The organism is Microterricola viridarii (assembly GCF_900104895.1).
Lineage (GTDB): Bacteria > Actinomycetota > Actinomycetes > Actinomycetales > Microbacteriaceae > Microterricola > Microterricola viridarii.
In genome coordinates, this window is the sequence record NZ_LT629742.1 from 3016365 (window position 1) to 3030415 (window position 14051).

Annotated in this window: 13 protein-coding genes; 7 read left to right on the top strand and 6 right to left on the bottom strand. The window is 69.5% G+C overall.

Annotated features, from left to right (window positions below; genetic code table 11):
• Positions 1-108: 108 nt before the first annotated feature.
• The 3 genes from BLT62_RS13860 to ychF all read right to left on the bottom strand — a co-directional run bounded on the left by BLT62_RS13860 (position 109) and on the right by ychF (position 2483).
• Positions 109-555, bottom strand: a complete 447-nt coding sequence (locus BLT62_RS13860) for an AAA family ATPase (RefSeq protein ID WP_083365481.1) — start codon at positions 553-555, stop codon at positions 109-111.
• Positions 556-678: 123 nt separating this feature from the next.
• The gene (locus BLT62_RS13865) at positions 679-1107 is read right to left on the bottom strand and encodes a DUF2695 domain-containing protein (protein ID WP_083364594.1); all 429 of its coding nucleotides are present in this window, start codon (positions 1105-1107) and stop codon (positions 679-681) included.
• A gap of 302 nt (positions 1108-1409) precedes the next feature.
• Entirely contained in the window at positions 1410-2483 is a 1074-nt protein-coding gene (gene ychF, locus BLT62_RS13870) for a redox-regulated ATPase YchF (protein ID WP_083364595.1), read from the bottom strand.
• Positions 2484-2617: 134 nt separating this feature from the next.
• Here ychF and BLT62_RS13875 point away from each other — a divergent pair, with 134 nt between their 5' ends.
• Together BLT62_RS13875 and BLT62_RS13880 are read left to right on the top strand one after the other, a co-directional pair.
• Complete coding sequence (locus tag BLT62_RS13875) at positions 2618-2980, top strand: DUF1801 domain-containing protein (protein WP_083364596.1); 363 nt, start codon at positions 2618-2620, stop codon at positions 2978-2980.
• Between the two features lie 142 nt (positions 2981-3122).
• The gene (locus tag BLT62_RS13880) at positions 3123-6164 is read left to right on the top strand and encodes a DEAD/DEAH box helicase family protein (RefSeq protein WP_083364597.1); all 3042 of its coding nucleotides are present in this window, start codon (positions 3123-3125) and stop codon (positions 6162-6164) included.
• A gap of 15 nt (positions 6165-6179) precedes the next feature.
• Here BLT62_RS13880 and BLT62_RS13885 read toward each other — a convergent pair whose 3' ends face one another.
• Positions 6180-7097: a DMT family transporter gene (locus BLT62_RS13885; protein ID WP_156786361.1), complete on the bottom strand. Its 918-nt coding sequence runs from the start codon at positions 7095-7097 to the stop codon at positions 6180-6182.
• Positions 7098-7182: 85 nt separating this feature from the next.
• Here BLT62_RS13885 and BLT62_RS13890 point away from each other — a divergent pair, with 85 nt between their 5' ends.
• Complete coding sequence (locus BLT62_RS13890) at positions 7183-7800, top strand: exonuclease domain-containing protein (protein ID WP_083365482.1); 618 nt, start codon at positions 7183-7185, stop codon at positions 7798-7800.
• A gap of 111 nt (positions 7801-7911) precedes the next feature.
• Entirely contained in the window at positions 7912-9330 is a 1419-nt protein-coding gene (rmuC, locus tag BLT62_RS13895; protein ID WP_083364599.1) for a DNA recombination protein RmuC, read from the top strand.
• Between the two features lie 134 nt (positions 9331-9464).
• Here the strand turns inward: rmuC and glpX are convergent, their stop codons facing one another.
• Positions 9465-10457 carry a class II fructose-bisphosphatase gene (gene glpX, locus BLT62_RS13900; RefSeq protein ID WP_083364600.1) on the bottom strand — a complete coding sequence of 331 codons (993 nt, stop codon included), beginning with the start codon at positions 10455-10457 and terminating at the stop codon, positions 9465-9467.
• Positions 10458-10743: 286 nt separating this feature from the next.
• On the opposite strand from glpX, the gene fbaA reads away from it, so the two are divergent.
• The 3 genes from fbaA to BLT62_RS13915 all read left to right on the top strand — a co-directional run bounded on the left by fbaA (position 10744) and on the right by BLT62_RS13915 (position 12876).
• Positions 10744-11769: a class II fructose-bisphosphate aldolase gene (gene fbaA / locus BLT62_RS13905; protein WP_083364601.1), complete on the top strand. Its 1026-nt coding sequence runs from the start codon at positions 10744-10746 to the stop codon at positions 11767-11769.
• Between the two features lie 10 nt (positions 11770-11779).
• A complete protein-coding gene (locus BLT62_RS13910) occupies positions 11780-12406 on the top strand; it encodes a DUF6264 family protein (protein WP_156786362.1) in 627 nt (208 codons plus the stop codon).
• Between the two features lie 89 nt (positions 12407-12495).
• Positions 12496-12876 carry a YciI family protein gene (locus BLT62_RS13915; protein WP_083364603.1) on the top strand — a complete coding sequence of 127 codons (381 nt, stop codon included), beginning with the start codon at positions 12496-12498 and terminating at the stop codon, positions 12874-12876.
• A gap of 33 nt (positions 12877-12909) precedes the next feature.
• Here BLT62_RS13915 and BLT62_RS13920 read toward each other — a convergent pair whose 3' ends face one another.
• Entirely contained in the window at positions 12910-13974 is a 1065-nt protein-coding gene (locus BLT62_RS13920; protein ID WP_083365483.1) for a 4-hydroxy-3-methylbut-2-enyl diphosphate reductase, read from the bottom strand.
• Positions 13975-14051 lie beyond the last annotated feature (77 nt).

Consider the following 14051-nt stretch of genomic DNA (forward strand, 5'->3'; position numbering starts at 1 on the left):
GGACCTCCAGAAGCACAACTGTGGCCGGCGCTCTCTCGGCGTGGATTCGCACACGCACGCTTCGCCGTCCGGCGCTCACCGTCTCCAGTGACGGCGTATGGCGCGCATTCAGCGGGCGACGACGCTTATCGGCCCCTCGTCAGGAGTCGGTGGTTCAAAGTGGTCGAAGTAGTCTGCAGCGGTCACCGGGTCCAAGGCGAAATCGTCGCCATGCGCGCGAGAACGGGCGGCCACGCGTGCCAGGCACGTGGCCCGGTCCGTTGCAATGTAGATCGTCTCCGGGACTATTCCGTGAGACCGCACGAGATGGCGCCAATCGTCCCGCATGGCCCGCGACCAAAAGGAGAAGTCGAGAACGACGTCCCTCTCTTCGCCGATGAGACGAAGCAGACGATGACGGAGATATTCCTCCACATCGCGCTGCACATCGTCGGAGAGTGGCATGTGTTGAATGCCGCGCTCCCATGCTTCCTGGTCGAACGAAAGCCTGACCATGCCCTCAGTCTCGAGGCAGCGCGCCACCGTCGATTTCCCCGAGCCTGCAGGGCCGCACATGAAGACAACTCGCGTCACAGCCACACCCTAGCGCCAGGGGCGCTTCCCGCTGACCGCCAGCAGGCGTCGTGGTGAAATGCGGCCCGACCTTGAAGCCGAACTCCACCGCATTCTGAAACCGAATTACCGGTACCGCGGGCGGAAAACGCGCTCCCAGTTCGTGCATGGCTTGGTCGAGCCCCGTCGTGTCGTCCCGCACGGAGGCATCCTGTCGGGTGGCTTGAAGTCCACCCGTTCACCCCACTCCTCCGAGTCGACCGATTCCTGCACCGGCGTCCACAGCCGCGCGGCGGGCTCGTAGCTGTTCATGAACATCTCACAATCGCAGCAGCATGCGCCCATCGCTGAGAGTCGCGAGAGCAGTGCCGTGGCGCGAGGCGCAACGCTGTCTCGATAGTGCGAAATAAACCGGTGGGTGCCGTCGCACCCGAACTCGTCGAGCTGGCGAGCCACGAAGCAGACGAGACATTCGCCGGCCGTGGGTGTCGTGAGGGTCGAGGCGGCATCGTGAAGGATCCGCTCGGCCCGTTCCGTGATCTCTGTGCGTTCCATGAGTGAACCGTGCCACGAGCCACCGACACCGCGGCCGACCTCGGCATCCGCATCGGCATCGGCATCGGCATCGGCATCGGCCCTACCGGACGGGCCGCTCGGCCGCGCCAGGCCCGCCCGTTCGGCTGCGCGCCGTTCGTCGGGATCCGCCCCGCCGTCGCGGCCCGTGAAATGTCTCGCGGCCCGCGATATGTCGGGGGCCGCGAGACATTTCGGGGGCCGCGAGCGCGAAGCCAGCGGGCGAAAACCGGAACGGCCCCGCCTGCCGAAGCAGACGGGGCCGTCCCAGAAACTAGCGAAGGCTAGACGTTGAAGCGGAACTCCACCACGTCGCCGTCCTGCATGACGTACTCCTTGCCCTCCATGCGGGCCTTGCCCTTGGCGCGTGCCTCGGCGACCGAGCCGGTCTCGACGAGGTCCTCGAAGGAGATGACCTCGGCCTTGATGAAGCCGCGCTCGAAGTCGGTGTGGATGACGCCGGCCGCCTGCGGAGCCTTGGCGCCCTTGGGGATCGTCCAGGCGCGGGTCTCCTTCGGGCCAGCCGTCAGGTAGGTCTGCAGGCCGAGGGTGTCGAAGCCGATGCGGGCGAGCTGGTTCAGGCCGGACTCGGTCTGGCCGGTCGAGGCGAGCATCTCGGCGGCATCCTCGTCGTCCAGGTCGATCAGCTCGGATTCCAGCTTGGCGTCGAGGAAGATGGCCTTGGCCGGGGCGACGAGGGCGGCCAGCTCGGCGAGCTTGGCGTCATCCTGCAGGACGGCCTCGTCAACGTTGAAGACGTAGATGAAGGGCTTGGCCGTCAGGAGGCCGAGCTCCTTGATGGGCTCGAGGTCGACGGATGCCGCAGACAGCGGGGTTCCGGTGTTCAGCGCGTCGCGGGCCTCGTTGGCGGCCACGAGCACCTCCGGGCCGAGCTTCTTGCCCTTGATCTCCTTCTCGAAGCGCGGGATCGCCTTCTCGAGGGTCTCCAGGTCGGCGAGGATCAGCTCGGTGTTGATGGTCTCCATGTCGCCGGCCGGGTTGACCTTGCCGTCGACGTGCACCACGTCGGAGTCGGCGAAGCCGCGCACGACCTGCGCGATGGCGTCGGCCTCGCGGATGTTGGCGAGGAACTTGTTGCCCAGGCCCTCACCCTCGCTGGCGCCGCGCACGATGCCGGCGATGTCGACGAACGACACCGCAGCCGGCAGGATGCGCTCGCTGCCGAAGATCTCGGCGAGTTTCTCCAGCCGGGCGTCGGGCAGGTTGACGACACCGATGTTGGGCTCGATCGTGGCGAACGGGTAGTTCGCCGCGAGAACCTGGTTCTTCGTCAGAGCGTTGAAAAGGGTTGACTTGCCGACGTTGGGCAGACCAACGATTCCAATAGTAAGAGCCACGGTCGAACAGTCTACCTTTCGGGGGCGGCTCCGTCGTCTGACCGGCGGATGCCGCGGCAAAGCATTGACGGCGCTGCGACCGCGCAGTAGCCTCGCACCGCCCGCGACACCCCGGCCACGGAGGAGAGCAGTCCATGCGCAACAGAGACTTCGACGTCTTCGCCGAGGCCAGACTCACGCCCGCGTACCGCGAGGTCTTCGAGTCGCTGCGGCGCCTCGTCGAGGAGACCGTTCCGAGCGCACACGAGGTGGTCAGCACGGGTTCGCCCGCGTGGCAGGGCACCCGCATCCTCGCGAGCGTCAGCCCCAGCGCGCAGTACCTGATTCTCGTCTTCGAGCGCGGCGCAGCCTTCACCGACGAGCACGGGCTCCTCGAGGGCACCGGGTACAACACCCGGCACGTCAAGCTCTGGCCAGAGGAACCCGTGCCCCTCGACGCCCTCCGGGACTACTTCACCCAGGCGGCCGCCATCGACGCGCCGGCCGCCCGCGCCTAGCAGGGCGCTCTGCGTGGAGCGGGGCCACCTGTCGGTTGAACACGGCACGGCGATTTGTTTCGACGACGGCGCTGTGTGAGATTGGGCACGGCTACGTCACATTGCGTCTTGCGATCTCGGGCCCCGCGAACGAAACGGCACCATGCACGAGAACGCCACCACATCGCCGACCACCCGCGCCCCCGCGCTTCCGCTGCGGGACTGGCGATTCCAGGGCACGCTGCGCGGCTATCAGGCCGAGGTGCTCCAGCAGGTCACAACGACGCCCGACGACCCTCTGCACATCGTCGCACCGCCCGGCTCTGGCAAGACTTTGCTCGCACTGTTGCTCGCTGTGCGCGACGGCCGCCGCGCGCTCGCCCTGGCACCGACGGTGACCATCCGCCAGCAGTGGCAGCGCACCGCACTGCAACTCGCACCAGACGCCGAGCAGGTCTCCAGCACTCCCGATCGCCTGGCCGACCTCACCGTCCTGACCTACCAGATGCTCAGCATCGTCGCGGCCGACACGTCCCCGTTCGAGGATCTGGCGCGGCTCACCTGGGTGGACGAGCTCGTGCAGTCCGGCCGGGTCCAGGCGGATGCCGAGGCCTGGTTGTCAGAGCTGCGCGACAAGAATGCCGCACAGTACCGCAGCGGCATCCGCCGTCGTTCGCGTCGAGTGCGGCGCCAGCTCGTGCAGCAGGAGCCGTCCGAGCTGGCCCGCGTCCTTCACCCGAACGCGCTGGCGCTGCTGGAAAACCTGGTCGAGCACGGCGTCGAGACGATCATCCTCGATGAGTGCCACCACCTGCTCGACCACTGGGCCTTCGTCGTGGCCTACCTCGCCGGTCGCATCCGCGAGCGGGGCGGCAGCCCACACCTGATCGGCCTGACGGCAACCCTGCCCTCGACCGAGGACGACGAGGCGTACGAGATCTACACCCAGCTGCTCGGCGACGTCGACTACGAGGTGCCGACCCCGGCCGTCGTCAAGGAGGGCCACCTGGCGCCCTACCGCGACTTCGCCTGGTTCACCGAGCCGATCCCCAGCGAGCTCGCCTTCATCCGCAAGCACGAGAAGCGCCTGCACACGCTGGTTGGCGAACTGCTCGCCACCGAGACCGGGATCGCGTTCCTCGTCGACAAGCTGCAGCCGCCGGCCGCGGATGCCGCGCTGGGAGCAGGATCCGGCACCGGCGAGCGCGTCACCCCCGCTCCCCCGCCTGCCGCCGCGCCCACTCCCGACGACATGCTCGCCGCCCTGGACCGCGCGCTGGCGCAGGACTTCTACCTGGCGCGCTCGGCCGGGCTGGCGCTGCGTGAGGTGGCGCCGCGGCATCCGCTCATCGGAATGCTGCCGGCGGCCCTGCTCGACCGCTGCACGAGCGACGATCTCCTCAGCGTGCTCGGCCGCTACTCCTTGGAGCGACTGCTCACCGACCCCGAGGCGCAGCCGCTCTGGGCCGAGGCCAAGCGCGCCCTCGCCGACTTCGGCTACCACCTGACCGATCGCGGCATCCGGCGCGGCCGCAACCCGATCGAGCTGACGCTGGCCACCTCTCAGTCGAAGGACCAGGCTGCGGCGACGATCCTGCGCCACGAGCTCGGCCGCCCAGACGGCGAGCGCATTCGCGCCGTGGTGATCACCGATTTCGCCGTGCACGGCAGCCAGCGCAGCACCTCGGACGGCGAGCCCGCCGGGGCGCTGCGCTGTTTCGCCTCACTCAGCGCCGACCCCGTCATCGCCGGGCTGCGGCCGGTCCTGCTCACCGCGCAGCTCCTGCGGGTGCGCGCAGCGGACGCCGAGCTGCTGGCAGACGCCCTCTCCGACGAGCTCGGCCAGCCCGTGCAGGTTGAGCCGACGGACGCCGGCGCAGCCGACCTGAACGCGCCGGGCGTTGGCAGCGGCCGCCTCGTCGAGGCGGTGTCGGCGCTCGTCGCCCGCGGCACCGTGCGCCTGATCGTCGGCACCCGCGGCCTGCTCGGCGAAGGCTGGGACTGCCCGCCCGTGAACACCCTGATCGACCTGACCGCCGTCGCCACGTCCTCGGCCACCCAGCAGCTGCGCGGCCGATCGCTGCGGCTGGACCCGGCCTGGCCGGGCAAGGTGGCGCACAACTGGTCGGTCGCCTGCCTGATCCCGGCGAACGTCGCCATCGACACCCCCAGTGAGATGGCCCGACTGCGCCGCAAGCACCGGCACCTGTGGGGGCTCAGCGCCGAGGACAACTCGGCGATCATCAGCGGGCTCGGCCACGCCCTGCATCCGGATGAGCTCGGCCTGCTGACACGGCTGCTCGGCAAGGAGAAAGGCGCGAGCGCCGACCAGGTCAATTCCGGCGTCCTGGCGCGGATGCGCACCCGCGCGCAGAGCCACGCCGATTGGCGGGTCGGCGGGCCCTACGCGGGGCACGAGCAGGAGCTCGTCGCGCTGAGCCCCGACCGCTCACACCCCGTCCTGCGCAGCGGCCCTACGCTGGCGCTCCTGCTCACGACGTTCTTCGCCTGCACGGCCGCGGTGTTCGGATTCGCGATGTCAACCCTGGCGCGCAGCGGGGCGCACTCCCTCGGCGCCGAGGCCGTCCTCTGGCTCAGCATCCTGCTCACCGCCGTGGTCTCAGGCGCGGTTTTCGCGCCCGCCTTCCTCCGCGCCTACCGGCAGCGCGCCCAGCCGACCGTGGTGTATCGCGGGGCCGCGCTCGCCATAGCGCGCACCCTGCACGAGGCGGGGCGCGTGGGCGAGTTCGGCGAGGGCAACATCGTGGTGCAGGAGCAGCGCTCTGGCTCGGGTCGCAACGGCAAGAGCGTGGTGAGCGGCATCACCGTCGAGTTCAACGGTGGCAGCGCCGCCGACCGGGCGGTGCTCGCCGACGCCCTCGCCGAGCTCTTCGGCCCGGTGCAGAAGCCCCGCTTCCTGGTGCGCGTCGACCGGGGCCCGATCGGCCGGCTGAGCACCGTCTTCGCCGGGCCGATCGCCGTGATCGAGCGGATGCTGCCGACCCGCACCCTGCTCAGCGTCCCGGCCGCGATCGGGCGCCGCAAGGCGGATGCCGAGCTGTTTGCCCGGCACTGGGCGAAGAGCGTCGGCGCCTGCACCCTGCACGAGGTCACGGGTGTCGAGGGTGTCGCGCAGCTGCGCGAGGCCCGTGCGGCATCCGGTCGTCTCAACCGTTTCGAACCCCGCGGCCGCAGCTGGGCCTAGCCGCCCGCTCGGGGCTCACGCCGACGCGGAATCTCGCTGCTGCGCCGCTCCGCCGCGCGCTCCGCCGCGCCGCGCCGGCCTGCTGGTCAGCACGATGCCCGCCAGCACGAGCACGCCCCCGGCGATGAGCGCCGGCGTCAGCGCCTGGCCGAGCAGCACTGAGATCAGCACGGTGAAGACGGGGAGCAGGTTGAGGAAGACGCCGGCCCGCGCCGGGCCGATGCGGCGCGCGCCGAGGTTCCAGAGCGCGTAGGCGGCGACGGAGGGGAACAGGATGATGTACGCCAGACCGGCGAAGCCAGCGGCATCCGCGGGCAGCTGCAGGCCGAAGAGCGCCACGAATGGGGCGAGCAGGATGACGGCGAACACCGCCTGCACCGCGGTCGCCGTGACCGGCGGCGTCGTGAGGCGGCGGCCGACGAGCGTGTAGCCGGTCCAGGAGAGCATGGCGGCGACAATCAGCAGGTCGCCGGGGTTGAGGCCGTTCTCGAGGATGCGGGCGATGTCGCCGCCGCTCAGCACGATGAGCGCCCCGCCGAAGGCGAGCACGAGCCCGAGGATGCGCGCGGCGCCCAGCTTGTCGCCAAGGAACAGCGCCGCGGCGAGCGCGATCAGCGCTGGGTTCGCCGCGCTGATGACGGCGGCGGTCAGCGGGGTGGTGAAGCCGAGCGCCCAGTACAGGAACAGTGTGTAGCCGAGCAGCCCCAGGGTGGACTGCAGGGCGTGCAGCCTCCACTCGGCGAGCGCCCTCCGCCACGGCACACGCTCGATCAGCCAGGCCAGCGGCACGAGCAGGAAGGATGCGCAGAACCAGCGGCTGAAGGTGAGCGAGATCGGCGAGACCTGCGTGACGACCATCGCCCCCAACACGAAGTTGCCCGCCCAGAAGAGATTGGCGAGCGCCAGGAAGAGGTAGACCCTGGCGTGCTTCACCACCCCAGTCTGGCAGGGCGGATGCGGAAGCCCGCGCCCTGTCCGCTCCAAGCCGACTGTCACCGCTGCGTGAGAACATGGTTTCGTGCCCCTAGATTTCACCGCGATCGACTTCGAAACCGCCAACTCCTCCGCCGCCTCCGCCTGCTCGGTGGGCCTGGTCAAGGTGCGCGACGGCCGCGTCGTCGACGAGGCGAACTGGTTCATCAAGCCCGCGCCGCCGCATGACGAGTTCGTCGAGTGGAACACCCGCATCCACGGCATCCGGGCGTCGGATGTCGCCGGCGCCGCGAACTGGGCCGGGCAGCTGCCCGATCTGCTCGACTTCGTCGGCGGAGACCACCTGGTCGCCCACAACGCCAGCTTCGACCTCGGCGTGATCAAGGCGGCCACGATCGCGAGCGGGCTCGTCGTGCCCGACCTCCGCTACGTCTGCAGCCTGCAGGTGGCCCGGCGCACCTACCACCTCGACTCCTACCGCCTGCCCGTCGCGGCGATGGCGGCCGGCTTCGAGGACTTCCGGCACCACGATGCTCTCGCCGACGCGGAGGCATGCGCCGCCATCATCGTGCACGCCGCCGGCCGGCACGAGGCGGAAGACCTCGAGCGCCTGGCGCACATCACCCGGGTGAAGATCGGCGTGATCGGGCCCGTCGCCACCGCCGAGCGGGCCAGCACCCACGGCCCGATGGCGCTGCAGTAGCGCCGCCTTCACGCAGATTCCGGCCCAATCCCGCGCCGCCTGCCGGCCGCGCCGGCGCCGCAGCCGCCTGTCGCAGCCGACCCTGTCGGTGGCAGCTGATTCACTTGCAGTATGGAACCTCTTCTGATGCTCGTGCTCGGCCTGCTGCTCGGGGCCGCCGTCGGCGTGATCGCCACCTGGGTGTACGCCCGCCGGGGCGCAGCAGGCGGCCTGACCGACGCGGCGCAGTCGCCGGAGGTGCTGGCCGCGCGGCACGCGCTGGAGCTCTCCGAGGTGCGGGCCGGGGCGGCATCCGCCCACGCCGGCCTGCAGGCCGAGCTGGCCGCGGCCGACGCGACCGTCGACAGCCTGCTCGCCCAGATCGAGGCGCAGAAGCTGCAGTTCGGCGAGCTCGCCGAGCGGCACCGCGCCGACCGCATCGAGCAGGCGGAGCGGGAGCGCCGCGAGAGCGCCGTGCTGCAGGCCCTCGGCCCGGTGCGCGAGACGTTGAACACCATGCAGACAACCGTCACCGAGCTGGAGAAGCAGCGCAGCGAGCAGTTCGGCTCGCTCGCCGAGCAGCTCAAGCAGGCGCAGCTCTCCGACGAGCAGCTGCGCGGCGCGACCGAGTCGTTGGCCAGCGCCCTGCGCTCCAACAGCACGCGCGGCGTGTGGGGCGAGACGCAGCTGCGCCGCGTGGTGGAGGCGGCGGGCCTGGCCCAGTACGTCGACTTCGACGTGCAGCAGACGATCACGACGGATGCCGGCATCGGCCGCCCCGACATGGTGATCCGGCTGCCCGGCGGCAAGTCCATCGCCGTCGACGCGAAGGTGCCGCTGGAGCACTACCTCGAGGCCAGCCAGATCGCCGTCACCGCGACCGGCGAGGAGGGCGCCCGGCGCAAGGCGCTCGTCGACCGGCACGTCAAGGCGGTGCGCGGGCACATCGATGCCCTCGCCAAGAAGACCTACTGGGAGGGCCTGGACGCCAGCCCCGAGTTCGTCGTCGCGTTCATCCCGAGCGAATCGCTGCTCTCCTCCGCGCTGGAGGCCGACCCGGCGATCCTGGAGTACTCCTTCAGCAAGCGGGTCGCGCTCGCCTCCCCGGTGAACCTCTGGGCGGTGCTGAAGACCGTCGCCTACACCTGGCAGGAGCAAGCGCTGACGGATGACGCCAAGAAGCTGTTCGAGCTGGGCAAGGCGCTCTACGCCCGGCTCGGCACGCTCAGCACGCACGCCGACGGGCTGCGCAAGGCGATCGAGCGCACCGTGGACAGCTACAACAAGTTCGCGAACTCGCTCGAGACCCGCGTGCTCGTGACCGCGCGGCAGTTCCCCGGCATCGACGAGACGAAGCTCGACCTGCTGATCGCGCCGGCACCCATCCACGAGGTGCCGCGCAAGCTCACCGCCGTCGAGCTGGAACTCCCCGAGGCCGACCTCGAGCTGGACCTCCCGGAGGCCGACCCGCTTGAGCTGGAACGGTCCAACACCGAACCGGAGCAGCCGAGCGCCCGGCACAGCCTGCCGGAGTACTCCCCCGCCGACTGAGCGTCTGCCGCTGGCCGAGTAGGCGCGCCAGCGCCGTATCGAGACCTCGCAAGCCGGTCTCGATACGCTCGTTCCTCGCTACTCGACCAACGGGTGGTCGCGCGCTCCCCGGCTTCGGCGGGGCTAGCGGCGCGCTACTTCAGCCACTTGGAGACGAGGTGGTCCGCCGTGATGCGGCGGATCGTGCCCGACTTGCCGCGGAGGATGATGCTCTCGGTGCGGATGTGGGTGCGGCCGACCTTGCGCGGCCCGGCCAGCAGCCCGCCGTCGGTCACGCCCGTGGCGACGAAGAAGGTGTTGCCGCCCTTGACCAGGTCGTCCGCGTCGTACACCCGGTCGCAGTCGAGGCCGGCGGCCTCGCCGCGGGCGCGCTCTGCGTCGTCCTTGGGCGCCATGCGGGTCTGCATGAAGCCGCCGAGTGCCTTGATGGCGCAGGCGGTGGTGATGCCCTCCGGGCTGCCGCCGATGCCGACGCACATGTCGATGCGGGAGTCGTAGCGGGCAGCGTTGATGCCGCCGGCGACGTCGCCGTCGCTCATCAGGCGGGTGCCGGCGCCGGCGGCGCGGATGTCGTCGATGAGCTGCTCGTGCCGGGGGCGGTCCAGCACGGCGATGCGCATGTCGCCGACCTCCATGTCCTTGGCCTTGGCCAGGGCGCGGATGTTCTCGCCGATCGGCCGGCTGATGTCGATGACGCCGTGCCCCTCCGGTCCGGTGACGATCTTGTCCATGTAGAACACGCTGGACGCGTCGAGCATGGTGCCCCGGTCGGAGACGGCGATCACCGAGATCGCGTTCTGCCGTCCGACGGCGGTCAGACTGGTGCCGTCGATCGGGTCGACCGCGATGTCGCAGGCGGGGCCGCGGCCGTTGCCGACGCGCTCACCGTTGAAGAGCATCGGCGCGGCATCCTTCTCACCCTCGCCGATCACGACGAGCCCGTCGAAGTTGACGGTTCCGAGGAAGGCCCGCATCGCGTCGACGGCGGCGCCGTCTGCGGCGAGCTTGTCGCCGCGGCCGATCCACGGCACGGCACGGATGGCCGCCGCCTCCGTGGCCCGAACGAGTTCCATCGCGAAGTTGCGGTCGGGGTGCAGGTAGATGCTGGCGGTATCGGTGCTCGTCATGGTGGGTCCTCCCGGACGCGATGGTGAAAGGCTTCGGGTGCGTGTGTGCGCCAGAATGCTCGCCAGCGAGTTGGCGAGCCGCCACACTCAGGGTATTTCACCGTCGCTCGCTGTGGCGCAAGAATCCACGCGGCAAATCGGAAAGAATCGTGAACTTTAACAGAACAGACAAGTTCAAGCCGATCCTTCACGCGCGTCCGCCCGCGGTACCGCGGGCGCGGATGTGGACGAGGCCGGGGCTGGCTAGACTTTGCTCACACTCTCAGACCAACGCCAAGGAGCCTCCATGCCCATCGCAACGCCCGATCAGTACGCCGCAATGCTGGACAAGGCGAAGGACAAGGGTTTCGCCTACCCCGCCTTCAACGTCTCCTCCTCGCAGACGATCAACGCCGTTCTGCAGGGACTCACCGAGGCCGGCTCTGACGGAATCATCCAGGTCACCACGGGCGGCGCCGACTACTTCGCCGGCCACACCGTGAAGAACCGTGCCGCCGGCGCACTGGCCATGGCCAAGTTCGTGCACGCCGTCGCCGACAACTACCCCATCACCGTTGCGCTGCACACCGACCACTGCCCGAAGAACGCCCTCGACGACTTCGTGATGCCGCTGATCGCCGCATCCGAGGAGGAGGTCAAGGCGGGCCGCAACCCGATCTTCCAGTCGCACATGTGGGACGGCTCGGCCGTGCCGCTGACCGAGAACCTCGAGATCGCCAAGGAGATCCTCCCCCGCCTCAAGGCCATCAACGCCATCCTCGAGGTCGAGATCGGCGTCGTCGGCGGCGAGGAGGACGGTGTCAGCCACGACATCAACGACAGCCTGTACACGACCCTTGACGACGCAATCGCCACGGTCGAGGCCCTCGGGCTCGGCGAGAACGGCCGCTACATGTCTGCCCTCACCTTCGGCAACGTGCACGGCGTATACAAGCCGGGCAACGTCAAGCTGCGCCCGGCCCTGCTCAAGGAGATCCAGGACGGCATCCAGGCCAAGTACGGCACCGGCCCGAAGCCGCTCGACCTCGTCTTCCACGGCGGATCCGGCTCGACCGACGCCGAGATCGCCGAGGCCGTCGCCAACGGTGTCATCAAGATGAACATCGACACCGACACCCAGTACGCCTACACCCGCGCCATCGCCGACTACATGCTGAAGAACTACGACGGCGTGCTCAAGGTCGACGGCGAAGTGGGCAACAAGAAGCTGTACGACCCGCGCGCCTGGGGCAAGGTCGCCGAGTCGGCCATGGCCGCTCGCGTGCTCGAGTCGACCAAGCAGCTCGGCTCCTTCGGCCACTCGAACAGCTAGTACCCGCATCATGACTGAGAACGAGGCCGCTTCCACCCCCGATCCCTCGAAGCCTGATCCTTCGAAGGCGGATGAGCGGCCTCGTCCTCGGTACGGCGAGCTCGCGCCGGAGGGCTGGACCTGGCAGCCGCCGGTCCCGCCCACGGCCGAGCCACCGCAGCCGCCGGCAGCGCCGGCGCCCACCGGCATGGCCGCCCCGCGGCATTCGGCACCACCCGCACCGCCCGCCCCGCCGGCAGCTCACACTCCCGCACTGGCGAAGACGCCCGCGGACGCGCTCCGCACCGACCGCCGCATCACGATCGCCCTGCTCGTGTTCGGCCTGTTCGGCTTGTGGATCGCCATCAGCACCCTCAATTCGATTCCCGAGGCGATCCAGATGCTGCACAGCCAGCAGGGCCTCGCCGACTACGTCGCGAGCCAGGACGACATGCGCACCATCCTGATCGGCAACGTGCTGCAGGGCATCCTCTGGGTGGCAACGGCCGCCTGGGCCGTGCTCCGGCTGCAGAAGTCTCGGCGCGCCTTCTGGGTGCCGCTGGTCGGTGGCGCGCTCTCGGTCATCCTGCTCTTCGCCATCGTGTCGATCGTCGCCGCGAATGACCCCCTGCTGATGCAGCTGGGCGGCGCCCTCTAGGCACTCCGCGGGCGCGGTATCCGGGCTGCGCCGACGCTGGTGCGCGCGCGTGCGCGGTGGCAGAATCGGGTGCACGGGAGGCAAACCTCATGCGATTCACGCTGCTGATGTACTACGCCGAACAGGGCGACACGGGGATGACCGAAGAAGAGATGGCGCCGTGGCGCGATGCCTTCAATCGCTACGCACGCGAGCTCGACGACGCCGGGGTGATGGTCGCGGCCGAGGTGTTGCAGCCGTCGACCGAGTCGGCCACGCTGTCGTTGCAGGGCGGCAACCGGGTCAACCTCGTCGGCCCGTTCCAGGACACCCCGGAGAAGCTCGGTGGCTTCTTCGTGATCGAGGCGCACGACCCGGCCGCGGCGCTGGAGTGGGCGGAGAAGTGCCCGGCCGCCCAGTGGGGCACGCTGGAGATCCGCCCGACATCCGTCAGCTGGTCGCACGACGACGGCTGGCGCACCCCGAACTGAGGTGCGCCGAGCCGGCGTCGAGTGCCCGAGGCGCTACTTGGTGTTGCAGTCGGAGTCGGCCGCGGCCGGGGTGTTCCGGCCGCCGAGCGCGCGCGGGTCCTGCTTGCCGGAGCGCCCCGTGCGCAGTTCCTTGGGCAGGCTGAAGACGAGGTCTTCCTCGGCCGTCTTCACTTCCTGCACGGTGCCGTAGCCGGCATCCGCCAGGTCGCGCAGCAGCTCCTGCACGAGTTCGTCCGGCACCGAGGCGCCGCTGGTGACGCCGACGGTTGCGACGCCGTCCAGCCACTCCTGCTTGACCTCGCTGGCGTAGTCGACCCGGTAGGCGGCCTTCGCGCCGTACTCCAGCGCGACCTCGACGAGGCGCACGCTGTTGGAGCTGTTGGCCGAGCCGACCACGATGACGAGCTCCGCGTCGCGGGCAACCTTCTTGATGGCCACCTGGCGGTTCTGCGTCGCGTAGCAAATGTCGTCGCTGGGCGGATCCTGCAGCTTGGGGAACTTCTGCCGCAGGCGGCGCACCGTCTCCATGGTCTCGTCCACGCTGAGCGTGGTCTGCGAGAGCCAGACCACCTTGTCCGGGTCCTTGACCTCAATGTTGTCGACATCGTCCGGGCTGTTCACGATGGTGACGTGGTCGGGTGCCTCACCGGCGGTTCCCTCGACCTCCTCGTGGCCCTCGTGCCCGATCAGCAGGATCTCGAAGTCGTCGCGGGCGAAGCGCACCGCCTCGCGGTGCACCTTGGTGACCAGCGGGCAGGTGGCGTCGATCGCCTGCAACCCGCGGTCGGCCGCGGCATTGACGACGGCCGGCGAGACGCCGTGCGCGCTGAAGACGAGGTGCGAGCCCTCCGGCACCTCGTCGACCTCTTCGACGAAGATGGCGCCGAGCGCCTCCAGCTCGGTGACAACATGGATGTTGTGCACGATTTGCTTGCGCACGTAGATCGGAGCGCCGTAGTGCTCCAGGGCTTTCTCCACGGCGATCACGGCGCGGTCAACGCCCGCGCAGTATCCACGCGGGGCGGCGAGCAGCACCTTCTTCTCGCCGGGAACAGGATTGTTTTTAAGGTGCCCTCGGCGGCTGGGAATGCGGGGCATCCCGAGGCCGATAATGGTGGCGTCCGTCAGATTCGTCACCCCCCAAGTCTAGGCTGGGAGCCTGAGAAGATGTGGCG

Excerpts from the sequence above, each read along its gene's own strand:
- BLT62_RS13860 (WP_083365481.1), bottom strand. The coding sequence starts at position 555 with ATGTGCGGCCCTGCAGGCTCGGGGAAATCGACGGTGGCGCGCTGCCTC.
- BLT62_RS13865 (WP_083364594.1), bottom strand. The coding sequence starts at position 1,107 with ATGGAACGCACAGAGATCACGGAACGGGCCGAGCGGATCCTTCACGAT.
- BLT62_RS13875 (WP_083364596.1), top strand. The coding sequence starts at position 2,618 with ATGCGCAACAGAGACTTCGACGTCTTCGCCGAGGCCAGACTCACGCCC.
- BLT62_RS13880 (WP_083364597.1), top strand. The coding sequence starts at position 3,123 with ATGCACGAGAACGCCACCACATCGCCGACCACCCGCGCCCCCGCGCTT.
- rmuC (WP_083364599.1), top strand. The coding sequence starts at position 7,912 with ATGGAACCTCTTCTGATGCTCGTGCTCGGCCTGCTGCTCGGGGCCGCC.
- glpX (WP_083364600.1), bottom strand. The coding sequence starts at position 10,457 with ATGACGAGCACCGATACCGCCAGCATCTACCTGCACCCCGACCGCAAC.
- fbaA (WP_083364601.1), top strand. The coding sequence starts at position 10,744 with ATGCCCATCGCAACGCCCGATCAGTACGCCGCAATGCTGGACAAGGCG.
- BLT62_RS13910 (WP_156786362.1), top strand. The coding sequence starts at position 11,780 with ATGACTGAGAACGAGGCCGCTTCCACCCCCGATCCCTCGAAGCCTGAT.
- BLT62_RS13915 (WP_083364603.1), top strand. The coding sequence starts at position 12,496 with ATGCGATTCACGCTGCTGATGTACTACGCCGAACAGGGCGACACGGGG.
- BLT62_RS13920 (WP_083365483.1), bottom strand. The coding sequence starts at position 13,974 with ATGCCCCGCATTCCCAGCCGCCGAGGGCACCTTAAAAACAATCCTGTT.